The organism is Tardiphaga sp., from assembly GCF_044336785.1.
Classification (GTDB): domain Bacteria; phylum Pseudomonadota; class Alphaproteobacteria; order Rhizobiales; family Xanthobacteraceae; genus Tardiphaga.
The window spans coordinates 1-24,098 of record NZ_JBIIOT010000038.1 but is presented as its reverse complement, the minus strand read 5'-3'; the positions used below and the strand labels follow the sequence as shown (position 1 = coordinate 24,098).

Genomic DNA, 24,098 nt, shown 5'->3' with positions numbered 1-24,098 from the left:
CTCAAACTCCACTCAGGCCAGTGGCCTTGTCGTTCACGACAGCGCGTGCGCGCTTGCCATGGAAATATTCACGTAGCCACGGATGCGTTGACGCCTGCATGTCGGCGATGGTGCCGTGGGCGATGATCTTGCCGCTGCCGAGCACCGCGATGCGGTCGCAGGCGGTGTAGAGGCTGTCGAGATCGTGGGTGACCATGAACACCGTGAGCCCGAGCGTCCGCTGCAGCGTGCGCACCAGCTCGTCGAAATCGCCGGCGCCGATCGGATCGAGGCCCGAGGTCGGCTCATCGAGAAACACGATCTCCGGATCGAGCGCGAGTGCGCGCGCCAGTGCCACGCGCTTGATCATGCCGCCCGACAGTTCCGACGGAAAGCGCTCGACCACTTCCGGCTTGAGGCCGACCATGGCGAGCTTTGCCATGGTGATCTCGTCCAGCAGGCGCTGCGACACCTTCAGATATTCGCGCACCGGAAACTGGATGTTCTGCCGCACATTCAGCGACGAGAACAGCGCACCATGCTGGAACAGGATGCCCCAGCGGCGCTCGATATTGCGGCGCTCCCGCTCGTTGCTGTCGAGATCGGTGCCGAACACCTCGATATTGCCGGCCACCTTCGGCACCAGGCCGATGATGGTGCGCATCAGCACCGACTTGCCGGCGCCGGATGCGCCAACGAAGCCGAGGATCTCGCCGCGCGCCACGTCGAGATTGAGGCCGTCCAGCACCTTGCGTTTGCCGAAGGCGACGGTCAGATCGCGGACGCGGATGATCGCGTCCTTGGTTGCCGGTGTGGTTGCTTCTGCCGGGCTCATGATCAGATCCCGAGCGATGCGAAAAAGATGGCGAACACACCATCCATCACGATGACAAAGAAGATGCCCTTCACCACGGATGCCGTGGTGTGCTGACCGAGCGACTCCGCGCTGCCCTTCACGGCAAGGCCTTCGACGCAGGCGACGATACCGATCACCATGGCCATCACAGGCGCCTTCGCCATGCCGACGACGAAGTGATTGATCGACAGCACCTCGCGCAGGCGCGACAGGAAGGTCGCGGGATCGACGCCGCCATACATCCAGGCGACAAGACCGCCGCCATAGAGCGCCGCCATGGCGCCAAGGAAGGCCAGGATCGGCATCGCCAGCACCAGCGCCATCATGCGCGGCAGGATCAGCACCTCGACGGGATCGAAACCCATGGTCTGCAGCGCGTCGATTTCCTCGCGCATTTTCATGGAGCCGAGCTCGGCCGTATAGGCACTGCCGGAACGGCCGGCCACCATGATGGCGACCAGCAAGACCCCGAGTTCGCGCAGCACCAGAATGCCGAGCATATCGACGACAAACACATCGGCGCCGAATTTGCGGAAGTGGAAGATGCCCTGCTGGGCGACGATACAGCCGATCAGGAAGGTGATCAGCACCACGATCGGCACCGCATTCCAGCAGACCTGCTGCAGGTGATGCACCATGGAGGTGAGCCGGAACCGCGACGGATGCAGCCAGATCCGGAACCAGGCGGCGATCACCGCGCCGATCATGTCCACCAGCGACAGCAGCGTCTCACCGACGCCATAGACATTGCGGCCGATACCGTCGAGCACGACCGTGATGCCATTTGGCCCGCGTCCCGGTTTGGCCCGTGGCTTCACCTTGCGGACCTCGTCAACCAGGCTCGCATAGTTCTCCGACAGGCCGGCGATCTCGGCCTCCTGCCCGCCCACCGTGAGCGTGCGGCGCAGGCGTTCGATCAGCCAGGCGCCGAACGTGTCGAGTTTGGCGACCTGCGAGACATCGATGGAGATATTGGGCCGGCTGCCGCTGAGCTTCTCGGCATCCGCGACCAGCTTCTCCATCAGCGGCGCCGACGCAGAGGTCCACGCGCCGGCAGCGCATAGCGCCAGGCCATCGCCCTTCGCAACCTGTTCGAGTGTGGGGCTGCTCACAGCAAGCCCGTCGGGTGGTTCAATCGAGACATGAACAAAGTATTAACACGCTGCCATACGGATTTGAGAAGCTCAATTGGACCAACACGATGCTATGGTTAACGCCGCGTAAATTGGTGTTCCAGAACCGCCTGTGAAGCACTGCATTACGTCGCAAACAAGTTCACCCCGGTCACTTAAACTTATAGAGATCGACATCAAGTTCACCGCCTGCCTCAACCCGGAGGACGCCTGCTTGTCCGCTGCAGCCTCGCTTTCCGCGACATTGACCGCCCGTATCGAAACCTGGCCCATTGCCGGGAGTTTCACGATCAGCCGTGGCGCCAAGACTGAGGCTGTGGTGGTGGTCGCGGAGATCAGTCGCGGTGGCCACACCGGCCGGGGTGAATGCGTGCCCTATGCACGCTATGGCGAAACGCCAGAGGCGACACTCGCGACGATCCAGGCCATGGCCGGCGCATTTGCCGCAGGGCTCGACCGCGCCGCCTTGCAGGCCGCCATGCCGCATGGGGCTGCCCGCAACGCAGTGGATTGTGCCATGCTCGATCTCGAGGCCAAGGAAAGCGGGCTCCGCATCTGGGACCTGCTGCAGCGACCCGCCCCGGCCCCTTGCACGACCGCTTACACGATCTCGCTCGGAACACCTGAAGCGATGGCCGCAGCCACCGCGAATGCCGCGCATCGCCCGCTGCTCAAGATCAAGCTCGGCAGCGACGACGACATGGCGCGGATCGCCGCCGTGCGCGGTGCTGCGCCGAAGGCAGACCTGATCGTCGATGCCAATGAGGGATGGACGGCGGAGAACCTCAAAGCCAATCTCGACGCCTGCCATCGCGCCGGCGTGACGCTGATCGAGCAGCCCCTCCCCGCCGGCCATGACGAGGCGCTGCTGCACGTGCAGCGGCCGATCCCGGTCTGCGCCGACGAGAGCGTGCACGACCTCGCCTCCTTGCCGTCGCTGGCCGGCCGCTACGACGCGTTGAACATCAAGCTCGACAAGGCCGGCGGCCTCACCGAGGCGCTGAAGATGGCCGACGCTGCGCGCGCCATGGGCCTCGACATCATGGTCGGCTGCATGGTGGCGACCTCGCTGGCGATGGCACCGGCGATGCTGATCGCGCAGGGCGCACGGTTCGTGGATCTCGATGGGCCGCTATTGCTTGCCCGGGATCGCGACGGTGGGCTGCGATATGATGGCAGTACGGTTTACCCGCCGGATGCGGAGCTTTGGGGGTAGCCGTAGGGCGGATGAGCGAAGCGTCATCCGCCGCAGAGCTTCAATTGTGAATTCGGCCGGCGGATGACGCCTTCGGCTCATCCGCCCTACGAAACCTCATGCAATTTCTCGCTCACCGGCTTCCGACCGAGCCAAATCACACCCGCACCTGCCAGCCCCAACGCAGCCATCACGTAGTACACGCCCTCGCCATAGCGCGCGTAAATGGCACCTGACAGCACCGCCATGCTGCTCATCACGAGGCCGGTGCAGGCCGTGACATAGCCCTGCGCCCGCGCCATCACATGCTGCGGAACATGATGCAGCAGCAGCCCCATGGTCCCGAGTTGCGTCAGCCCATAGGTCGCGCCGTGCAGCAGTTGCACGACCACCAATACCGGCAGCGGCAAGGTCTGCGCCGTCAGCGTCCAGCGCAGGAACGCGCCGAGGCCGCCGAGAATGACCAATGTCGCCGGCGCCCACGTGATCCGCGGCGACAGCGCGAACAAGACGATCTCCGCAAGCACGCCGAGCGTCCACAGACCGGCAATGGTGAGGCCGTCATAGCCGGCCGTTTGCCATGTGATGGATGCGAATGTGTAGTAGCCGGCATGGCTGCCCTGGATCAGCGCCGTCGCAACAGCGATCGCCAGGAAGCCGGGATCCCGCAACAGCGCGCTTGCTTTCGACAACACCTTGCCATCGCCGGTGGTCCCACCGAGCGGCTGCAGGCCGAGGCTGACAAAGGCCGACATCACCATCGCACCGACGATCACCCAGATGAGTTGCGTGCCATCGAGCCAGTTCACCACCAGGCCGCAGACCAGCGCGCCGACCACGAAGGCCGCCGAGCCCCATAATCGTAGCGGTCCATAATTGAAGCCGAAGCGCACGACGCCCTTCAGCGCATAGCCATCGGTGAGCGCCGTCAGTGGTGTCCACACGATAGCGGTCAATGCGAACATCAGCAGGATGGCCAGCGGTTCGCGTAGCGTACCAACTACGCCAAAACCGATCATTGTGAGAAAGGCGCAGACGATCATGGTCTGGCGCAGCGCATGATGACGCTCGGCGAAAGCAGTGATGAACGGCAGCGTCGTGAAGCGCGTCGTCGACGGCACAGCGAGGATGATACCAATCCACGCCGGGTCGATCCCGATCGCCTTCAGCCAAACGGGGAAGAAGGGCAGATAGAATCCGCTGGAGCCGAACACGGTGCCGTAGAACATGGCCAGTCGCTGCGCGAATTTGCGCGCTGGGGACGCAGCGATCTGGGGACGAGATTCGGGTATCATTGGACGGGTTGCGATTCGTGTGCGATCGTTGACGTGATGAGATACCGCGCCTGTCGGCGCGCCGCGAGTGGACCTGATGGCCGAAGAAGCATTTGCCCTGTCGCCGATCAACGCCCGTCCGAATCTGCCGGGCGAGGCTGACTACGAGGCGATCCGCGAGGCCTTCATGGAGACCGCACGGGGCCGCTGGTTCCTTGCCGAATATACCAAGCGCAACCGCAATGCCGATACCAATCTGCTGCTGGAAGCCGTGTCCCGACTTGAGGGCAATCTTGCCACGCAAAAGCAGCAACCGCAGGGGCTGAGCCTCACGGCAGCCCTTGGCGCGATCCGCGCCGCTTTGCGCCAGGCCAAGGCCACCGCCATCGAGGTGCTGCCGCGCAGTGAAGGCGACACGGCGCAGACCACAGCTCGCAACGGCGCCCGCATCATCCGCGAGATCGCCCTGACGATGCGCGAATGCGGTGCCGATACCCGCATCTGCGATCTCCTGGACACGCAGGTGAAGGCGATCGAGACGGCCCACGCGGCCGTTGAGGCGCGCAACAGCGAGAAAGGCCGCGACGCCGTGCTGGCGAGCTACGATGCGCTGATGGAGCGTATCGAGGCACTGGCAGACGGCAGCCTTGCGCCGACTGCAAAAGCCGAAGCCCCTGTCGCGGAACAGGCCCATGAGCCGCGCGAGGCGTCCGTGACGCCGCTGTTCAAGGCACCTGCGAGCGAGGCAACCTCCGAACCTTCCGCGGAAACGATGCGGGCGCCAAAACCTGCTTTCAAGCCGGCTCCCGTCGAGCATGCCCTCGCAGCGGCAGAGGCCCTGGCCGAAGCAGCCGAAGCTATGGTCAATATTCCGGTAGCGCTGCCCATCGAAGCGACGGCGGACGTCGAGACAAGCTTCGAAGCCGAAGAGGCCGAAGATCTCGCCGTACTCGACGCCGTCGCCATGGAAATGGGCGCTCTCGATCTCGACGATACCGACGAACTCTTCGCGCCGGCCCCAGAGATGGCGGCAAGCGAGCAGGTCTATCGTGCCCCTGTCGCGCAGCCATCCCGGGATGCCGAGATGACGCTGGAAGAGATTGCAGAGGTTGCGCTGGCACCGGCGATGCCTGCGGCACCGGAGATGCCTGCCCCCTCACTCGGCGCTGCGCTGATCGCCAATGGCGTGATCGCCAATCCGGCAGCCCCCGCCTCCGATCCGCTGGCGCCGCTCCGCCGCATGACCCAGGCCGAGAAGATCGCGTTCTTTTCGTAGGGCGGATGAGCCGAAGGCGTCATCCGCCGGCCGAGTGCATGTGGCGAAGGACGGCGGATTACGCTGCGCTTATCCGCCCTACGATCCACGCTTATGCACTGATCGCTTTGCTATACAGCTCGGCATCCACATTGCCGCCGGACAGCACGATCACCACAGTCTTTCCGCGGGCGTCGATCTTGCCCTTCAGCAGTGCCGCCAGTGCCACGGCGCCGCCAGGCTCGACAACCAGTTTTAGATCGCGAAACGCAAAGGCCATGGCTTCCATCACCTCCTCATCGGTGGCGCTGACCGCGCCGGCGAGCAGGTGCTTGTTGACGGCGAACGTGATGTCGCCGGGCTGCTGCGCCATCAGGGCATCGCAGATGGTGCGGCCGCTATTGCCATGGGCAACCGGCTTGCCGGCTGCGAGTGACAATTCGTGGTCGTGATAGCCCGCAGGCTCCGCAACGATAATCGACGCATCGGCAAAGCGCGACTTCACGGCGACAGCGATGCCGCCGATCAGGCCGCCACCGGATGCCTGCGCCGAGACGATATCCGGCACGACCGTGAGGGCGGCCAGATCTTCGGCAATCTCGCGACCCACGGTGCCCTGCCCAGCCATGACGAACACATCGTCATAGGGCGGCACCACGGTGGCGCCGCTGTCGCCGGAGATTTTTCGCGCGATCGCCTCGCGGTCTTCCTTGTCGCGATCATAGAGCACGACCTCGGCGCCATAGCCGCGCGTGCGGGCGACCTTCATGGCCGGCGCATCGGACGGCATCACGATGGTCGCCTTCATGCCGAGGATCTGCGCGGCGGCGGCGACACCCTGGGCATGATTGCCGGACGAAAACGCGACCACGCCACGACTGCGCTCATTCTGCGGGATCGAGGCCAGCTTGTTGAAGGCGCCACGGAATTTGAACGAGCCGGTCCGCTGCAGCACTTCCGGTTTGACGAAAATGCGCCCACCGGTCAGCGCATCCAGCGCGGGCGACGGCAAGAGCGGGGTGCGCACGGCATAAGGTGCAATGACCCGGGCGGCGGCATCGATATCGGCGGCGGAGATCGGCAAGGCTGTGTTTGTCATGCATGCATGCTACCGCGCGTAGCAAGCAACGGACAAGTGGCCGAGATCAGACGGCGATGCTGGGCTGTTGCGCGCGGGTGGCAGGCTGGGCCTGCAAATCCGCCCGCACCTGGCTGATATTCCCGACAAACGCCCGCGCCGAGGCTTCCCAGGTGTGGTTGGCCGCGAAATCGAGACAGGCCTGGCGGTCGATCTTGAGCGCCTGCAGGCAGGCCGCCTGAAGGTCGTCCGACAGCACGCCGACGGATGCCGTGCCAATCACGTCCTTCGGCCCAGTGACAGGCAGTGCCGCCACCGGCACGCCGCTGGCGAGCGCCTCCAGCAGGACGAGGCCATAGGTGTCGGTCTTGCTCGGAAACACGAACACATCGGCGCCGGAATAGACCCGCGCCAGTTCCTCGCCCTGCAGCGAGCCGAGGAACACCGCCTTCGGATATTTCGCCTGCAGCTCCGCATGCGCGGGCCCGTCACCAACAATCACCTTGGTGCCAGGCAAATCGAGCGACAGGAACGCGTCGAGATTCTTTTCCACGGCAACGCGGCCGACTGACAAATAGACCGGCTTCGCATAGCCGAGATCGACATCGCGCGGACGGAACAGATGGCCGTCGACGCCACGCGGCCACAGGACCACATTCTTGAAGCCGCGCTCCCGCAGTTCAGTGGCGAGCGCGGGTGTCGCCGCCATCACCGCAGAGCTTGCGCCATGAAACCAGCGCAGCCCGGCCCAGACCCAGGCCTCGGGAATTGGAAAGCGCGCGGAGATATATTCGGGGAAACGCGTGTGAAAACTGGTCGTGAACGGAATGCCCCGGCGGCGGCAATAGGCGCGCGCGGCAAAGCCGATGGGGCCTTCGGTGGCGATATGGATATTGTCGGGCTTGGCCGCCTCGATCATGCGCGCGATCTTGCGACGGCGCGGAATGGCGACACGGAGATCGCGATAGCTCGGCATCCCGAATGTATGGAACGTCTCCGGCGTGAGGAACGAGACCTCGACGCCGAGGGTCTTCGCAGCTTCCGCCATCATGGTCAGCGTGCGAACGACGCCGTTGACTTGCGGGTGCCAGGCGTCGGTGGCGACCAGGATGCGCATCAAGCGGCCTTTGCGGCGGCGAGTGCCCGCACCGGTTCATCCTTCTTGGCCACATCGGCCCAGGTGAGGATTTCGAAGCGACCGTCCTCGTGCTCGACCAGCGCGGTACAGCTCTCGACCCAGTCGCCGCAATTCATGTAGCGGATGCCGTGCTCGTCGCGGATGGTCGCATAATGGATGTGACCGCAGATCACCCCATCAGCACCGTGGCGACGCGCTTCACCGGCCAGCGTCTCTTCGAACGCGCCGATGAAATTCACCGCGTTCTTCACCTTCATCTTGGCCCATTTCGACAGCGACCAGTAAGGGAAGCCGAACAGGCGACGGAAGGCGTTGACCAGACGATTCATCTGGATCGCGAAGTCATAGGCCTTGTCGCCGAGATGGGCGAGCCAGCGCGCGTTCTGCACCACGAGATCGAAGATATCGCCGTGGATGACGAGATACTTCTTGCCGTCCACGCCTTCATGCGTCGCGGTCTCGACGACCTCGATGCCGCCGAAATGCGTGCCGTAGTAATTGCGCAGGAATTCGTCGTGATTGCCGGGGATGTAGATGATCTTGGCACCCTTACGGACCTTGCGCAGCATCTTCTGCACGAAGTCGTTATGGGACTGCGGCCAGTGCCAGCCGCCCTTCAGCGCCCAGCCATCCACGATGTCGCCGACCAGATAGATGGTATCGGCGTCGTGGACGCGGAGAAAATCCAGCAGCTTTTCGGCCTGCGAGCCTCGTGCTCCGAGATGAACGTCGGAGATGAACAAGGTGCGAAAGCGGTGTTCGTTGCCTTCACTCATCGCGTCTCTTTCCATAGCGAGCGGCTAGCAAATTTGCGTGACCGGACGATGACGTTATGCCGCCAGCGCCGGTGCGGTTCTCTCGAAAGTCACGAGCGTATAAATGCCGAACGGCCGCAGCTTGCGACGCTCGACAAGAACGGAATCGGCATTTGCCTGCGACCATGCCTGCAGCCGTGCGAAGGGGAATTCCGGGCGCAGGCCGAGCGAGCGCGTTTTCTCCGCTGCCCAGCGCTCCAGCGCCGCGGCCCAGCCGGTTTCCGAATAGAGATGATTGACCAGAATGATGCGGCCGCCCGGCTTCACCACGCGGTGGCATTCGGACAGCACCTGCTCGGGATTCTCGACCAGCGTGATGACGAACTGCGCGACCACGCAATCGAATGTGGCGTCCGCGAACTCCATGGCGTGCGCGTCCATCTGCTGGACGTCCTTCACCCAGGGAAAGCGGCCCGACGCCATCTTGTTGCGCGCTTTTGCGAGCATCGGCGCGGAGAGGTCGATACCGGTCACTTCCGTGCTGCTGTCATAGTCCTCGAAAGACAGGCCGGTGCCGACGCCGACTTCAAGCACCTTGCCGCCGACATTGCGCGCCGCCTCGGCGGCCGCGCGACGGCCCTTCAACATCACCGGGCCGCACACCGCATCATAGATCGGCGCCCAGCGGGCATAGGCCGTTTCAACAATGGACTTTTCGAGATCCAGCGTCGTCATCGAAGGTTCCGTCCAGCGTGTCCGGTGGAATCGGACAACCCGTGTGCTGTTCGGCTGATATCAAGGCGGGATGACAGATCGACGACAGAGTGTCGCAGCTTCTGTGGGTTGTCGTAGGGCGGATGAGCCGAAGGCATAATCCGCCGTGGAGTTTCAACTATGAGGCCGGCCGGCGGATTACGCTGCGCTCATCCGCCCTACGGTCGGGCGCTAATAAAAGCCGTGGAAATGATGCACCGGCCCATGGCCGTGCCCGACGGTGAACTTGTCAGCGGCGGCGATGGCCGCGGTCACATAGGCCTTCGCCGAACGCACGGCGCTTTCCAGGTCAGCCCCTTTGGCGAGCTCAGCAGCGATGGCCGACGACAACGTGCAGCCGGTGCCATGGGTGTTCTTTGTCGCCACCCGCGTTGCCGGCAGAGCAATGGCACCATTGGATGTGACGAAATAATCCGTGCTCTGCGGCCCGTCGCCATGGCCGCCCTTGATCAGCACCGCCTTGCAGCCGAGGCCAAGCAGGCGCTTGCCCTGCGCCTCGATGGCGGCATCCCCTTCGGCGATCGGCTCGTCGAGCAACGCCGCCGCCTCCGGCAGGTTTGGCGTGATTATATCGGCGCGCGGGATCAGCACCGTGCGCAGCGCGTCGATCGCCTCCGGCACCAGCAGCCGGTCGCCCGACGTCGCCACCATCACCGGATCGAGCACCACATGTTTCGGCTGCCACCTGGCAAGGTTGGCAGCGATGACCTCGATGACGTCGCGCTGCGCGACCATGCCGATCTTCACCGCCCCCACCGCGAGATCGACGAACACGGCATCGATCTGAGCCGAGACGAAGTCCGCCGGCACCTGATGGATGCCGGTGACGCCGTGGGTGTTCTGCGATGTCAGCGCCGAGATCGCCGACGCGCCATAGACGCCCAGCGCTGCGAACGTCTTGAGATCAGCCTGAATGCCGGCGCCGCCCGAGGAGTCGGAGCCGGCAATGGTCAGCGCAATCGGTGTTGGCATCGGAAAACTCGCATCAAATCAGACAGAAAGCGGCTATCACTAGTCCTAGCGCGGCGGTGCGAGACCAGCAACCCGAAGCTCTCCAGACAGCCGGCGGTGATGCGCCAATCTGTCCTAAATCACGCATGGCCGGCGCCAGTTCCTTGGGCTACCGTCCGGAAAAAATCACCGGAGGAAACCATGTCCATCACACTCGATCGCCGCCACTTTTTGGCTGCCGGCACGTCCGCGCTTGCCTTGCCGTTCCTGTCACGCGGCGCCTCGGCGCAAGCCGCCTGGCCGTCGAAACAGATCCGCATGGTCTGCAGCTATCCCGCCGGCGGACAGACCGATCTTCTCGCACGCTCGTTCGGCGAATTCATCGGCAAGCAGATCGGCCAGACCGTGGTGGTCGAAAACAAGGCCGGCGCATCCGGCGCCATCGGCACCGCTGAAGTCGCACGCGCCGAGCCCGACGGCCACACCATCCTGTGTTCGATCTCCACCACCTATGTGATGAACCGGGTGATGCTGAAGACCCCGGGCTATGATATGGACAAGGATCTGTCCCTTGTCAGCGTCGTCCCCGGCGCGGGGCTGCTGCTGGTCGCCAGTCCCACATCGGGCGTGAAGTCGCTCGACGATTTCGTCGCCTTCGCGAAGAAAAAGGACAAGGTCAATTTCGGCACCTATAGCGTCGGCTCGGCGCCGCATTTCACGGTCAATGAGCTCAACAAGCAATATGGCCTGAAGATCGAACCGATCCACTATCGCGGCGAAGCGCCGATGTGGACCGGTCTCGCCGACGGCTCGCTGGATTTCGCCATGGGCAGCTACACTGCTGCGCAATCGGTGCTGCAGAGCAATCGCGGCGTGGTGTTCGCCGTCCATTCGAAAAAGGTCGATGCCATCCCCGAGGTGAAGACGCTGCCCGAGCAGGGCGCGACGTCGAAATTCTTCACGGTGAGCGGCTTCTCCGGCTGGGCGGTGCCCAAGGCCACGCCGCAACCGATCGTCGACAGGCTCGCTGCGCTGTTCGTGCAGGCCAATAACGATCCGAAGATCAAGGAAGTCCTCAAGACCGTGGCGCTGGAGCCGGCGCTCGGCTTCAAGGAAACCAACGCGCTGTATCAGAAGGAACTGCCGGTCTGGCTGGAGGCCGCACAGGCCCTCGGCCTGCAGCCGGCCTGACCGGACCAGAGGTGGCGGCCGCCGGTTCCCGGCGGCCTTGCCACACCGGCTGTTTTGGGCTTGATGATCTCCAGACGCCTATGTTCGGAGAATCCCGATGATCCCCTTCTTTGTCCAGATCAAGTGCAAGCTCGGCCAGTCCTACATCGTGGCCAATGCGCTGGCAGAGGCCGAGATCGCCTCGGAAATCTATTCCACCGCCGGCCATTACGACCTGCTGGTGAAGTTCTATGTCGATAAGGACACCGATATCGGTCACTTCGTGAACGAGAAGGTGCAGGTGCTGCCCGGCATCCAGGACACGCATACGATCATCACGTTCAAGGCGTTTTGAGCGCGACCAATCTATCGTCGTCTCCGCGAAGGCGGGGACCCATAGCCTCCGACGACGCCGTTCGTCACCGGCCTTACTGCGTCAGGGCGACAGCGTTTATGGATCCCCGCCTTCGCGGGGATGACATGGGGTGTGCGGCCGTCCGAACGACTACACCGCCATCTTCCGATGCCGCACGGGCGCCGCCGGGCTCAACGCCTCTGCCGCATCGATGATCGCATTCGCGTCGATGCCGTGATGGCGATAGAGATCACCGATGGTGCCGGTCTGGCCGAAATGCTCGACGCCGAGCGCTTCCAGCCGATGGCCATGCACCGCGCCGATCCAGCCGAGTGTGGCCGGATGACCGTCGAGCACCGCGACGATGCCGCAATCGCGCGGCAGCGGCGCCAGGAGTTTTTCGATATGGCTCTGCTGCGGCACGCGCTGCTCGCGACGGATACGCCGCGCTGCTGTCCAGCCCGTATGCAGACGATCCGCAGACGTGATCGCCAGTAGCCCGATATCGCGATGCGCTTCGCCGAGCAGCCCGGTCGCCTCGATCGCTTCCGGCGCCAGCGTGCCCGTATAGGCAATCACCAGATCGCAATTGTCGCCGGGCTTGCGCAGCCAGTAGGCGCCGTCCGTGATGTGCTGCTGCAAATCCGGCGTCATGATGCGCTTTGGCTGCTCGATGGCGCGTGTCGAGAGCCGCAGATAGACCGAGCCGCCCTCGCCGGCCGCGCGCTGCATATGCGCAAAGCCCCAGCGCATGATGACGGCGAGTTCATCGACAAAGGCCGGCTCGTAAGATGCCAGCCCGTCCTGTGCCATGCCGATCAGAGGCGTCGCGATCGACTGATGCGCGCCACCTTCCGGCGCCAGCGTGATGCCCGATGGCGTCGCCGCCACCATGAAGCGCGCATCCTGGTAGCAGGCATAATTCAGCGCATCGAGGCCGCGCTCGATGAAGGGATCATACAGCGTGGCGATCGGCAGCAGCCGCGCGCCATTGATGCTGTGCGACAGACCGAGCGCCGAGAGCATGATGAAGAGATTCATCTCGGCGATCCCGAGCTCCATATGCTGGCCCTTCGGCGAGTAATCCCACGCGAATGTCGATGGGATCTTCTCCTGCCGGAACAGGTCGGCATTCTCCGCCTTGGCGAACAAACCGCGGCGGTTGACCCAGGCGCCGAGATTGGTGGACACGGTGACGTCCGGCGATGCCGTGACGATCCGTGACGCCAGCTCCGTCTCGCTGCGTGCGAGTTCGTTGAGGATCAGGCCAAAGCCCTGCTGCGTGGACATCTCCGAAGCCGGCTTGAATTGCAGTGTATCCGGAACCTCGATCGTCGGCGCATCAAGGCGGCGACGGCCTTGCTGCACGAAAGGCACCTGCTTGAGAAATGCCTCCAGCGCCGCTGCATCCTGCGCCAGCCCTTCGGACTTGTCCCATTCTTGGCCCGGCCGAATATTCTGGCTCTCGCGCCATTTCTCCATCTGCGTCGGCGTCATCAGGCCGGCGTGATTGTCCTTGTGCCCCTGGAACGGCAGCCCGACGCCCTTGATCGTATAGGCGATGAAGCAGACCGGGCGATCGTGATCGATCGTCTCGAACGCCTCGATCATGCTGGCCATGTCATGGCCACCGAGATTGGACATCAGCGCCAATAGTTCGTCGTCGCTGCGCCGATCGATCAGCGCGGTGACGTCGCCCTGATCGCCGATCTCGTCATGCAGCCGCTTGCGGAATGCCGCCCCGCCCTGAAAGCACAGCGCCGCGTAGCGCTGGTTCGGACAATTATCGATCCAGGTCTTCAGCGCCAGACCGCCCGGCTCGGCAAAAGCCGCATCCATCAGCCGGCCATACTTCACGATGACCACGTCCCAGCCGAAATTGCGGAACATGGATTCAAATTTTTCCCACAGTCCCTCACGCACGACGGCATCGAGGCTCTGACGATTGTAGTCGATGATCCACCAGCAATTGCGCAGGCCATGCTTCCAGCCTTCGACCAGCGCCTCGAAGATGTTGCCTTCATCCATCTCCGCATCGCCAACCAGCGCGATCATGCGGCCTTCGCGGCGATCCCCGATCAGCCCATGAGCAGACACGTAATCCTGCACCAGCGACGAGAACAGCGTCTGCGCAACACCGAGGCCGACCGATCCTGTGGAGAAGTCGACATCATCGACATCCTTGGTGCGCGACGGATAGCTCTGCGCACCCTTGAAGCCGCGAAAGTTCTCCAGCTTCTCGCGCGTCTGATTGCCGAACAGATACTGGATCGCGTGGAAGATCGGCGACGCATGCGGCTTCACCGCAACGCGATCCTCCGGCTTCAGTACCGAGAAATACAGCGCCGACATGATGGTCGCGAGCGATGCGGATGACGCCTGATGACCGCCGACCTTGAGGCCATCGGTGTTGGGGCGAATGTGGTTGGCGTTGTGGATGGTCCAGGACGAAAGCCAGAGCGCCTTCTTGGCCAGCGCCGTCAGCATCTGCAGGCGGCTGTCATCGATCGGCATGGTGGGCTCCCGTGTATGGCCGGCTGATCCGGTTCGTGAATTGGCACCATTCTAGCGATCGGCGATTTCCGGATTTTCCCAATTTATGGCGACAAGAGGCAACATATTGGAATAAACTGATCGCCAACGCTCCCGTTCCACCAATTTATTCCAATTCCGGGTCTCCGCATGCAAACGCTGGACATGATCGACCGCAAGATCCTGGCCGCGCTGCAGATCGACAGCCGGCTGACCATGCAGGAACTGGCGGACAAAGTGGGCCTGTCGATTTCGCCCTGCCATCGCCGTGTCAAACTGCTTGAGCAGCGCGGCGTGATTTCCGGCTACATGGCGCTGGTGGATCAGAAAGCTGTCGGCCTTCCCGTCAGCGTCTTTATTTCGATCAAGCTGGTCAGGCAGAAGGAAGAAGACCTCAATCGCTTCGCCAAGGCGATTTCGAAATGGGACGAGGTGCTGGAATGTTACCTGATGACCGGCAATCGCGACTATCTGCTGCGCGTGGTCGCTGCCGATCTCGCCTCCTACGAGGCTTTCCTCAAGAACAAGCTCACCCGGCTCGACGGCATCGCGTCGATTGAATCGAGCTTTGCGCTGAGCCAGGTGAAGTATTCGATCGCATTACCCGTATGATCACGGCAATGGCATGAGAAAGGCGATATTCTCGCCACGATAGGCCCGGCATGGCTCCGCCGCGCCCTCGACGACGTGCAGCGCAGCCAGTGCCGCCCATTGATCCGGCGGGGTACGACCAATCTCCTCGAACAGACCATCGATTCCGCCCGGCACGAAAGAGAACAACAGACGCGCCGGCCGCGAGCCCAGATTGACCCACGCATGCGCGACGCCCCGCGGGACGACGACCGTCGTTCCCGCCGTGATATCGAAGGTATCGCCGGCACAGAGAAAGCGAAACCGGCCTTCGAGCACTTCGAAGATCTCGTCGCGCTCATTGTGAACATGCAGCGGCGGACCACTGAATGGCATCACACGCGCTTCCACGACAGTGAAAGCACCGGCGACATCGCGACTATGAATCCGCAGCGCCATCAGATCGCCCGGCGTAGCCTCGATCCAGTGAAGATCCCGGGCACCGGTCACGATCGCGCCCGGTAACGACACGAGTCTTGGTTTCATCAATCCACTCCTCCACTGACGTGTCTTCCGCAGATAGGCCATGAGCCAGCTGTTCCTGCCGAACCAACTCACCGGACCAACCCAGTGCATCAGGCCGACGACCAAGAACCACACCAGCATCGGATCAACCGGCAACGAACAGATTGAAGAACGGCCGTGCCCTCAGTCGTCCTTCGGCAACCCATGTGCGAAACACCGGCGGCTTGAAGATTTCCTCCGGTGCCGCCCCGATGATCGCGCGGAAGTCGTGGATCAGATGGGCCTGATCGGCAAAGCCGCAGGCATGGGCGATATCAGTCCAGCAATGGCCGTCACGGCGCGCGGCGAAGGCCTTCTCGACACGGGCGAGACGCGCGAACTGCTTGGGGCCCGTGCCGAAGGTGGCCTTGAAGCCGCGCGACAGATGGCGCACGCTGATGTCTAGCTCGGACGCCAGTTGCCGGATCTGCAGCGCCGGGTCGAAGCGCAGGCGCGCCGCCGCCTGCATCAATGGCGTCCGTAGATGCGAAGGCCGCATTTCGCGAAATAGCAGTTCCTCGATCAGCGCAAACCGTGCATCCGCATGCGGGGCTGCCGCCAGTTCATCTTCGATCTCTGCGAGAGCCTGTTTGTCCAGGACCTCGTGGAGATCGATCTTGTGATCGAGAAAATTGGATAGCGGTGCGCGAACGACCCGCTCCCAGGCTTCAGGCTTGATGCGCACGATGATGGCGCCGAGCGGCCCCATGGGTCGTGCGGTGATGATGCCACTCTGTACCTTGATGGCGGAACGGCGCTTGGAGAATCGTGGAACATTCGCGCTGCCGAATGTCCATTCGGACACGATCGAGGTGCGATACTGCAAAAACAGGAATGCATAGGCGCTGGGCGGCACCCTGATGATCAGCCGCCGCGCGATGTCACCATCGGGAATGTCGAGATCCCAGATGTCCTCGACGAAATCGGCCAGAAGCGGATGCGGATGAGAGACCTTGAGCCCGGCGGCGATCATGGCGTCCGCCACCACGTCACCGAACGCATCGGCCTCACCGGCTACAATATCGATGGCTCCGGTTTTCAACGTATCAGTCATAACGACAACTCCGGTTATCAGCCCCCGCCACCGCAAGGCTGCGGTGGTGGTCGCCCGTCGGGACCAAGACATGGGCCTGTTCTGATGACGGGATGATCCAAGACTGTCGGAGCCTGAGGGAAATCCTCAGCTAGGTATTGTTGAAATCGGACTCGGCAACTGAGGAGCGAGTTCACGAGCGATCACGAATCCGCGCGCAAATACCGCTGAATTATCGATGTGTGAGAGAAAGCGAACAATCACGCGACGTAACGTCCCGTCATAGTTCAGCTCGCGCGCTTCACTTCAATCGCACGGCCTTTTCCCGAGGTGACGACCTTTCGGTAGTGCGCGATCGGATAGGGACGACCGATCAGGAAGCCCTGGATTTCCGCGCAGCCTTCCGAGGCGAGGAAAGAAAGTTGCGCTGCAGTTTCGACGCCTTCGGCGATGACCGGGAGCTTCAGCGAACGGCCGAGGCCGATAATCGCATGCACGATCGCTGCCGATTGCGGGTTTGTCTCCAGCTTCATGACAAAAGTCTGGTCGATCTTGATCTTGTCGAACGGGAAAGCCTGCAGATAGCTGAGGCTGGAATAGCCGGTGCCGAAATCATCCATGGCCACGCGGACGCCGAGCGCCTTGATATCGCGCAAAATAGCAATGGCGCCGGCAAAGTCGTCGATCAACACGCCTTCGGTAATCTCGATCTCGACCCGCTCGGGTGCAAGACCGGTCTCTTTCAACACCGACGCCAGCATGGCCGGTACATCGCCGGTGCGGAAATCCACCGGCGAGAGATTGATCGCAATGGAGAGCGGATTGTGCCAGGTCGCGGCCTCCCGGCATGCTTGACGTAACACCCACGCATCGATGGCGCTGATCAGGCCCGTCTCTTCCGCCAGCGGGATGAACACCGCGGGCGAAACGATGCCGCGCTCCGGGTGACGCCAGCGCAGAAGCACCTCGAAGGCCACGATGGTGCCATCAGCGGACGCCTGCGGCTGGAAATAGAGTTCGAACTGCTCGTTCTCGATAGCCACCACGAGGTCGCGCTGCAGCAGGCGCTTTTCGCGGATCTGCTGATCCATCTCCGCCTCAAAGAAACGGATCGTTCCGCGCTCCTCAGCCTTGGCGCGGTCGAGCGCGAGATCGGCATGGGCGATCAGGCTTTCGGTATCGTTGCCATCCTGCGGATAGACGGAGATGCCGATACTGCAGCGAACGCGAACCGTCTGGCGATCGATCTGCAGCGTGTTGTCGAGCACTGCCGACAGTCGCGCACAGAGATCATCCACCGTCTGCGGCTCCGCACCGAGATGGCTGACGATTGAAAAGATATCGCCACTGGGCCGCGCCAGGAAGGCTCCATTGCTTGCCGCCGCGAGCCGCTTGGCGATCTCGGCCAACACCGCATCGCCCATCGACTGGCCGAACACCTCGTTGATCTCCCGGAAGCGATCGATATCGATGCGCACCACCGCGAACGAGCCATGCCCTGCCGATGCCTCGCTGAACACCCGCGCCAGATATTCGTTGAACGCGACGCGGTTTGGCAGATCGGTGATCGGGTCGTGACGCGCGAGATGCACGATACGCGCCTCGGTCTGCTTGCGATCTGTGATGTCGGCATGGATCACCACCCAGCCGCCGCTATCCATCGGACGATAGCGCACCTGGATGGTGCGCCCGTCGGGCAGTTCAGCCGTCTGGCTCGCCGGCTTGCGCTCGGCGATCGCCGCCTCCAGCTGCGCATCATAGCGATCCTGCTCGGTGAACAGCATGCCGGAAGCGCTGCGCAGCGCCACAACTTCCGCCATGGTGGCGCCCAGCACCATCTTCTCCGGGGCAATGCGATACATACGGACGTAACTGTCGTTCCACAATTCGAGCCCGCCCTGCGCATCATACATGCACAGGCCCTGCCCCATATTATTCAAAGCCGCATCGAGCTGCATGTTACGCTGGCGCATGCTGCGCCGGCTGCGCTGATCCGAGACGGCCACGACCAGACCGGCGATGACGACGGTGACGGTGAATGCTGCAATCGCCAGCGACAATTCGATCGGCGACAGCAGGCTTTCACTGCCGTCGATGCCGGCCTTGTAGGTGAGGCTGATCGCGCCCATGGCGACGAAGTGATGCACGCAGATTGCAAGCGTCAGCAGCAGCGCCGCACCGAGCAGCTTCGCTGGCTTATCCGCAGTCTGCGCGACAAGCATGGCGAATGCACCGAGCACCATGCCGCCGATGATCGATGTCGTGACGAGGTCGGGCAGCCATTGGATGGTCGCAGGAATGCGCAGCGACGCCATTCCCATATAGTGCATGCAAGCGATGCCGAGTCCGATGACCGCGCCGCCAAGCATTGCATTCTGCTTCGAGCGACGAAAGATCGCGATCGCAAAACCGGCAGTGGTCATCACGGCGGATGCGACCAGCGAGCAGGCGGTGATGATGAGGTCGTAATGCAGGTCGAAGCCCGGCGTGTAAGCGAGCATCGCGATGAAATGCGTGGCCCACGTACCGAAGCCGGTGACGACGCCGGAGGTGACCAGCCAGGCCAGGCGCGTGTCAGGGGATGCGGTGCGCGCACGCGTGAACAGGTTCACCGCCGCAAGGCTGGTGAGAAAACACACTGCAGCTGCCAGCAGGATCAACCGCCAGTCATGCTGCGTCTCGATGCAATTCCAAACTCTCAGCATAACGATACCAACGCTTGAGTAGGCTATTGGATCATAACGCGTCTCGCGTTCTCATTGCTTAAAACACGCGGAAAACGTGCGTGGAACAAGCTTTATTCTTAAGCTGCAATGAAGCGAAATGAATCTGAGTATCATCCTGCGCAGCATGTGCATGATGATGCCGCAGATGCGGATCGGCCTACCGTGCGGGCATGATCGCGTGATTTATGAGTTCATCACGAAGTCGGATACGGCTCGGCGGGGACTACAATTTTTGCCCGCCGCACGCGCTCGCGATGCGCCGTGTAAACGCCGGACGCGATGATGACCGCGGCACCGACGAAGGTCCAGATATCCGGAATTTCGGAGAAGACGACGAAGCCGAGCAACGTCACCCACATCAATTGGACATAGGAGAATGGCGCCAGCACCGACGCATCGGCATAGCGGAACGCAACCACCACGATCCAGTGACCGACCGTCGATGACACACCGATCGCCACACCGATCGCCAGTTGGATCGGCGTCGGCGACGTCCAGTAGAACGGCACGAATACACTGAGCACAAGGAAACCGACGATCGCGGCATAGGCCATGGTGGTGATGGGCTGATCCGCCCCGCTCATCTTGCGCGTCAGCACCAGTGCCGCTGCCCAGCCGAGTGCAGAGACGATCGGAAAGATTGCCGCCGGTTGAAATGCCGCGGTGCCCGGCCGCACGATGATGAGCACGCCGATCAGTCCGACGATGGTGGCCGTCCATCGGCGCAGGCCGACCTTCTCGCCAAGAAAGATCACCGACAGGCTGGTGACGAATATCGGCGAGATGAAGCCGGTGGCAGTCGCCTCTGCGATCGGCAGATAGCTGAGGCCGATAATGAAGAAGATCGACGAGCCGAGCAGACCCAGCCCACGAAAGACCTGCAGCAGCGGTCGGCTCGAACGCAGCGCCTTCCCGCCCGACGGGACCAGCACCATCGGCAGCATGATCAGGGCGAAGACCGTAAAACGGATCCAGGCGATCTCCACCGGCGGCATGCCGCCGCGCGACAGGTATTTCGCCATGGTGTCCGACGATGCCAGGAAGGCCGTGGAGCAGACGATCAGGAGAAGGCCGAAGAGCGGCTTGTCGAGATGACGGGCTGCCTGCACGGGTACGCTGACCTTCGGCGGCGGAACATGAGTGGTCACGGGAGGAAACCGGCTGCTGGGCCCGGCAAAATATGCGGGCCGAATCTGGAGCCTCACAAAACGCCGTTCGCGCCGTTGGGACAACCTCCGATAACAGGACGGCGTTATGCAACAGACGACGCTGCGCGATCAGCCTCGCATGATCATGCACTGCAGCATGACGACCGGCGGGTCGCTCAGAGCATCGGCAGGCTCGACGGCTCGCGCCCGCGGGGAAATGCCTTATCCAGTTTGCCGATGTCGGCCTCGCTCAGCACGAGATCGCCAGCTGCGGCGTTATCGGCTGCGTGGGCAGCGGATGACGCTTTCGGGATCGTGAATACCGCAGCTTGGCGGATCAGGAAGGCGAGTGCCACCTGACGCGCACTGGCACCGTGAGCGGCGGCGATCTGCGCCATCAATTGGCCGCCCGGCGAGCGCGGCGACGGAAAGTCATTATGACCGAACGGCGAATAGGCAACCACGGCGACGCCATGCTGCTCGCACCAGGGGATCACGCGATGTTCGATGGCGCGTTCCTGCAGATGGTAGAGCACCTGATTGCAGGCGATGGCACCCTTCCCCGCAACGCGCAACAACTCGTTGAGATCGTCGGCGTCGAAATTGCTCACACCCCAGGACGCGATCTTGCCGGCGGATTTCAGTTCCTCGAAGGCGGCAACCGTTTCGGCCAACGGAACCTGTCCGCGCCAATGCAGCAGATAGCAATCGAGCCGATCCGTATTCAGCCGCCTCAGCGAGCGTTCGCAGGCGGCAACAGTGCCCTTGCGGGAGGCGTTGCTCGGCAGGACTTTGGAGACGAGAAACACCTCGTCGCGGCGCCCCGCGATGGCTTCAGCGACGACAGGCTCGGCGTCGCCATACATTTCCGCGGTGTCGATATGGCTCATGCCGGCATCGAGGCCGGCCTGCAGGGCCTTCACCGCGGCAGCGCGGTCGCCATGGTCAATATACCAGGTGCCCTGCCCGATCACGGACACATGGTGCCCGGTGGCTCCGAATGGATTCTGTCGCATGATTGCGCCTCCGCCTGCCCCCCGCGATAGGCGCGGGAGTGGACGATAGCGCATCACAGCGCAGGAGTCAGTGGCTGATCATCCACGGCCGCGCGGTCGGGAAGCTCTTCGAGCCTGTCGCGGTCTTCTTCATCAGCCGCGAGGGCTTCTTGCTGGAGCAACAGCCGCAACCGGCGCCGTGTTTGGCGCGGTCCTGGCCGGCTTTGTATTGCGCCACCGTCTTCGGCGCATTGCGGCTTTCCTCGTTCGTGGCATGCGCTTTGCGCTTGTCCGAGGACATGCAGAAGAATGCGGGCGCCGTCAGCATGACACGCGGGGCCGAGGTGGCGCAGTGTGGACAATCCTGCGGATCATCGCATTCGGCCATCGGGCGCATGTCGGTGAAGTGACCGCAATCGTCGCAGAGATATTCGTAGACCGGCATGATGGTGATCCATCGTTGGCCGCTGACCTCTCCCCGTCATTGCGAGGAGCGGAGCGACGAAGCAATCCGGAAAGCGGCGCAAAAGAAGCAGGATTGCTTCGCTTCGCTCGCAATGACGGTTGAAAGGACGGAGATAAAAGGCAGCCGCGGCGCCGATGACATGGCGCCGCGGCCGAGTTGACCGAGTTACTTGTCCGGCGACAGCGGCATCTGGATCGAGCCGTCGATATGTTTGATCGGCCCGGCCCCTGACGGCATGATGTCGAAGTCGAAGATCTCCGTCGGCAGCCACAATGTGGCGCAAGCGTTCGGCACGTCGACCACGCCGGAGATATGGCCCTGGCAAGGCGCCGTGCCGAGGATCGAATAGGCCTGGGCGCCGGAATAGCCGAACTTCTTCAGATATTCGATCGCATTCAGACAGGCCTGACGATAGGCGATATGCACGTCGAGATAATGCTGCTTGCCCGCCTCATCCACCGAGATGCCTTCGAAGATCAGGAAGTCCTTGTAGTTCGGCGTCATCGGCGACGGCTTGAACACCGGATTCTTGATGCCGTATTTGGCAACGCCATCCTTGATGATATCGACCTTGATATGCAGCCAGCCCGCCATCTCGATGGCGCCGCAGAAGGTGATCTCGCCGTCGCCCTGGCTGAAATGTAGGTCGCCCATCGACAGGCCACCGCCGGGCACATAGACCGGGAAATACACTTTCGAGCCGCGCGACAGGTCCTTGATGTCGCAATTGCCGCCATGCTCGCGCGGTGGCACCGTGCGTGCGCCTTCCGCCGCAGCCTTCGCCTTCGCCTCACCCGTAAGCCTGCCCATATGTGCGGTAGGGCCAAACGGCGGATTGGCGAGACCGGGGACGCGGGTTGGATTGGTATCGATCAGCGCCTGCTCGCGCTCGTTCCACGTGGCAAGCAGCTTGGGATCAGGCAGACAGCCGATCAGGCCGGGATGGATCAGGCCGGCAAAGTTCACGCCGGGAATATGGCGCGACGACGTGTACATGCCCTTGAAGTCCCAGATCGACTTCTGCGCCAGCGGGAAGTGATCCGTAAGGAATCCGCCGCCATTCTGCTTGGAGAAGAAGCCGTTGAAGCCCCACTGCGAATCTTTCATCGGGCCGACATCAAGCAGATCGACAACGAGGAGATCGCCGGGCTCGGCGCCCTTGACGCCGATCGGGCCGGACAGGAAGTGCACGATCGACAGATCGATGTCGCGCACGTCATCAGCCGAGTCATTGTTCTTGATGAAGCCACCGGTCCAGTCATAGGTCTCGACGATGAAATCATCGCCGGGATTGACCCACGCCACCATGGGAATGTCCGAATGCCAGCGATTGTGAATCATGTCGTTGTCGTAGGCCGACTGCGTGAGATCGACCTTGATCAGTGTATCAGGCATTCAAAGCTCCCCTTCGGTTACAAGTCTTGGCAGTTTCTGAAAAAGACTAGACGGACAGATATTTGGCGATCTGCGCGGCATCGATGCCCTCGCGCGCCTCGTCGCGAACTATCTCGCCGTTCTCGATGACCAGCACGCGGTCGGCGACATCCAGCGCAAAGCTCAACACCTGTTCGGACACGATGATCGACAGGCCCTTGGTGTCGCGGATGTGCTTGAGGGTGCGCGCCATGTCCTTGATGATGGACGGCTGGATGCCTTCGGTCGGCTCGTCCAGCAGAAGCACCTTCGGCTTGGTCGCGAGCGCGCGCGCGATGGCGAGCTGCTGCTGCTGGCCGCCGGACAGATTGCCGCCCCGCCGCCCCTTCATTTCCAGCAGGACTGGAAAGAGTTCGTAGAGATCACCCGGCACGTTCTTCTCGCCGGATGCGACGAGGCCGGTTTCGATATTCTCCTGCACGGTCATGTGCGAGAAGATCATGCGCCCCTGCGGCACGTAAGCGAGGCCACGCGCGACGCGCTCATAGCTCTTGAGCGTGCCGAGTTCCTTGCCTTCCATGGTCACCGAGCCCGACTTGGTCGGCACGATGCCCATCAGCGATTTCATCAGCGTGGTCTTGCCCATGCCGTTGCGGCCCATGATGGCCACGATCTCGTTGGGCTGGACCTGCACATTGAGGCCGTGCAGCACTTCGGCATGGCCGTAGGCGACATGGAGATCAGAAATGGCGAGCATGAGAGTCTCCATAAGTGCCG

Annotated in this window: 22 protein-coding genes; 5 read left to right on the top strand and 17 right to left on the bottom strand. The window is 62.6% G+C overall.

Going from position 1 to position 24,098, the window contains the following annotated elements:
* Position 1: 1 nt before the first annotated feature.
* Together ACIQ2A_RS13000 and ACIQ2A_RS12995 are read right to left on the bottom strand one after the other, a co-directional pair.
* The gene (locus tag ACIQ2A_RS13000) at positions 2-814 is read right to left on the bottom strand and encodes an ABC transporter ATP-binding protein (RefSeq protein WP_398479677.1); all 813 of its coding nucleotides are present in this window, start codon (positions 812-814) and stop codon (positions 2-4) included.
* Between the two features lie 2 nt (positions 815-816).
* On the bottom strand, positions 817-1,947 hold the full coding sequence (locus ACIQ2A_RS12995) for an MlaE family lipid ABC transporter permease subunit (protein WP_398479675.1): 1,131 nt from the start codon (positions 1,945-1,947) through the stop codon (positions 817-819).
* 235 nt (positions 1,948-2,182) lie between these two features.
* Here ACIQ2A_RS12995 and dgcA point away from each other — a divergent pair, with 235 nt between their 5' ends.
* A complete protein-coding gene (gene dgcA, locus ACIQ2A_RS12990) occupies positions 2,183-3,184 on the top strand; it encodes an N-acetyl-D-Glu racemase DgcA (protein ID WP_398479673.1) in 1,002 nt (333 codons plus the stop codon).
* 86 nt (positions 3,185-3,270) lie between these two features.
* Here the strand turns inward: dgcA and ACIQ2A_RS12985 are convergent, their stop codons facing one another.
* The gene (locus tag ACIQ2A_RS12985; protein WP_398479671.1) at positions 3,271-4,458 is read right to left on the bottom strand and encodes an MFS transporter; all 1,188 of its coding nucleotides are present in this window, start codon (positions 4,456-4,458) and stop codon (positions 3,271-3,273) included.
* Positions 4,459-4,534: 76 nt separating this feature from the next.
* On the opposite strand from ACIQ2A_RS12985, the gene ACIQ2A_RS12980 reads away from it, so the two are divergent.
* On the top strand, positions 4,535-5,713 hold the full coding sequence (locus tag ACIQ2A_RS12980) for a hypothetical protein (protein WP_398479669.1): 1,179 nt from the start codon (positions 4,535-4,537) through the stop codon (positions 5,711-5,713).
* Between the two features lie 91 nt (positions 5,714-5,804).
* On the opposite strand, the gene ACIQ2A_RS12975 is transcribed toward ACIQ2A_RS12980, so the two are convergent.
* From ACIQ2A_RS12975 to thiD, 5 genes are all read right to left on the bottom strand, one after another.
* Positions 5,805-6,791 (bottom strand): threonine/serine dehydratase, encoded by a 987-nt coding sequence (locus ACIQ2A_RS12975; RefSeq protein WP_398479667.1) that lies wholly within the window; start codon positions 6,789-6,791, stop codon positions 5,805-5,807.
* 46 nt (positions 6,792-6,837) lie between these two features.
* Entirely contained in the window at positions 6,838-7,887 is a 1,050-nt protein-coding gene (locus ACIQ2A_RS12970) for a glycosyltransferase family 4 protein (protein ID WP_398479719.1), read from the bottom strand.
* Positions 7,887-8,699 carry a UDP-2,3-diacylglucosamine diphosphatase gene (locus tag ACIQ2A_RS12965; protein WP_398479665.1) on the bottom strand — a complete coding sequence of 271 codons (813 nt, stop codon included), beginning with the start codon at positions 8,697-8,699 and terminating at the stop codon, positions 7,887-7,889. Before ACIQ2A_RS12965 ends, ACIQ2A_RS12970 begins: the two co-directional genes overlap by 1 nt.
* A gap of 39 nt (positions 8,700-8,738) precedes the next feature.
* Positions 8,739-9,398: a class I SAM-dependent methyltransferase gene (locus ACIQ2A_RS12960; RefSeq protein ID WP_398479663.1), complete on the bottom strand. Its 660-nt coding sequence runs from the start codon at positions 9,396-9,398 to the stop codon at positions 8,739-8,741.
* A gap of 210 nt (positions 9,399-9,608) precedes the next feature.
* The gene (thiD, locus tag ACIQ2A_RS12955; protein WP_398479661.1) at positions 9,609-10,409 is read right to left on the bottom strand and encodes a bifunctional hydroxymethylpyrimidine kinase/phosphomethylpyrimidine kinase; all 801 of its coding nucleotides are present in this window, start codon (positions 10,407-10,409) and stop codon (positions 9,609-9,611) included.
* A gap of 180 nt (positions 10,410-10,589) precedes the next feature.
* On the opposite strand from thiD, the gene ACIQ2A_RS12950 reads away from it, so the two are divergent.
* Both ACIQ2A_RS12950 and ACIQ2A_RS12945 read left to right on the top strand, forming a co-directional pair.
* Positions 10,590-11,579 carry a Bug family tripartite tricarboxylate transporter substrate binding protein gene (locus ACIQ2A_RS12950; RefSeq protein ID WP_398479659.1) on the top strand — a complete coding sequence of 330 codons (990 nt, stop codon included), beginning with the start codon at positions 10,590-10,592 and terminating at the stop codon, positions 11,577-11,579.
* A gap of 97 nt (positions 11,580-11,676) precedes the next feature.
* Positions 11,677-11,913: an Lrp/AsnC family transcriptional regulator gene (locus tag ACIQ2A_RS12945; RefSeq protein WP_233022519.1), complete on the top strand. Its 237-nt coding sequence runs from the start codon at positions 11,677-11,679 to the stop codon at positions 11,911-11,913.
* Positions 11,914-12,063: 150 nt separating this feature from the next.
* Here ACIQ2A_RS12945 and ACIQ2A_RS12940 read toward each other — a convergent pair whose 3' ends face one another.
* Entirely contained in the window at positions 12,064-14,427 is a 2,364-nt protein-coding gene (locus ACIQ2A_RS12940; RefSeq protein ID WP_398479657.1) for a transketolase, read from the bottom strand.
* Between the two features lie 168 nt (positions 14,428-14,595).
* Here ACIQ2A_RS12940 and ACIQ2A_RS12935 point away from each other — a divergent pair, with 168 nt between their 5' ends.
* Positions 14,596-15,057, top strand: coding sequence for an Lrp/AsnC family transcriptional regulator (locus ACIQ2A_RS12935; protein ID WP_398479655.1), 462 nt, complete (start codon positions 14,596-14,598; stop codon positions 15,055-15,057).
* Here ACIQ2A_RS12935 and ACIQ2A_RS12930 read toward each other — a convergent pair whose 3' ends face one another.
* The 8 genes from ACIQ2A_RS12930 to urtE form a co-directional block, all read right to left on the bottom strand.
* A complete protein-coding gene (locus tag ACIQ2A_RS12930) occupies positions 15,058-15,681 on the bottom strand; it encodes a cupin domain-containing protein (RefSeq protein ID WP_398479653.1) in 624 nt (207 codons plus the stop codon).
* 4 nt (positions 15,682-15,685) lie between these two features.
* A complete protein-coding gene (locus ACIQ2A_RS12925; protein ID WP_398479651.1) occupies positions 15,686-16,633 on the bottom strand; it encodes a helix-turn-helix domain-containing protein in 948 nt (315 codons plus the stop codon).
* 266 nt (positions 16,634-16,899) lie between these two features.
* Positions 16,900-19,317, bottom strand: coding sequence for an EAL domain-containing protein (locus tag ACIQ2A_RS12920; protein ID WP_398479649.1), 2,418 nt, complete (start codon positions 19,315-19,317; stop codon positions 16,900-16,902).
* A 215-nt stretch (positions 19,318-19,532) separates the two neighbouring features.
* Positions 19,533-20,486 (bottom strand): DMT family transporter, encoded by a 954-nt coding sequence (locus ACIQ2A_RS12915; RefSeq protein WP_398479647.1) that lies wholly within the window; start codon positions 20,484-20,486, stop codon positions 19,533-19,535.
* Between the two features lie 176 nt (positions 20,487-20,662).
* On the bottom strand, positions 20,663-21,502 hold the full coding sequence (locus ACIQ2A_RS12910; RefSeq protein ID WP_398479645.1) for an aldo/keto reductase: 840 nt from the start codon (positions 21,500-21,502) through the stop codon (positions 20,663-20,665).
* A gap of 67 nt (positions 21,503-21,569) precedes the next feature.
* Positions 21,570-21,926, bottom strand: a complete 357-nt coding sequence (locus ACIQ2A_RS12905) for a zinc ribbon domain-containing protein (RefSeq protein WP_398479643.1) — start codon at positions 21,924-21,926, stop codon at positions 21,570-21,572.
* A 186-nt stretch (positions 21,927-22,112) separates the two neighbouring features.
* A complete protein-coding gene (fmdA, locus tag ACIQ2A_RS12900) occupies positions 22,113-23,342 on the bottom strand; it encodes a formamidase (protein ID WP_398479641.1) in 1,230 nt (409 codons plus the stop codon).
* 46 nt (positions 23,343-23,388) lie between these two features.
* Positions 23,389-24,078: an urea ABC transporter ATP-binding subunit UrtE gene (urtE, locus tag ACIQ2A_RS12895; protein ID WP_398479639.1), complete on the bottom strand. Its 690-nt coding sequence runs from the start codon at positions 24,076-24,078 to the stop codon at positions 23,389-23,391.
* Positions 24,079-24,098 lie beyond the last annotated feature (20 nt).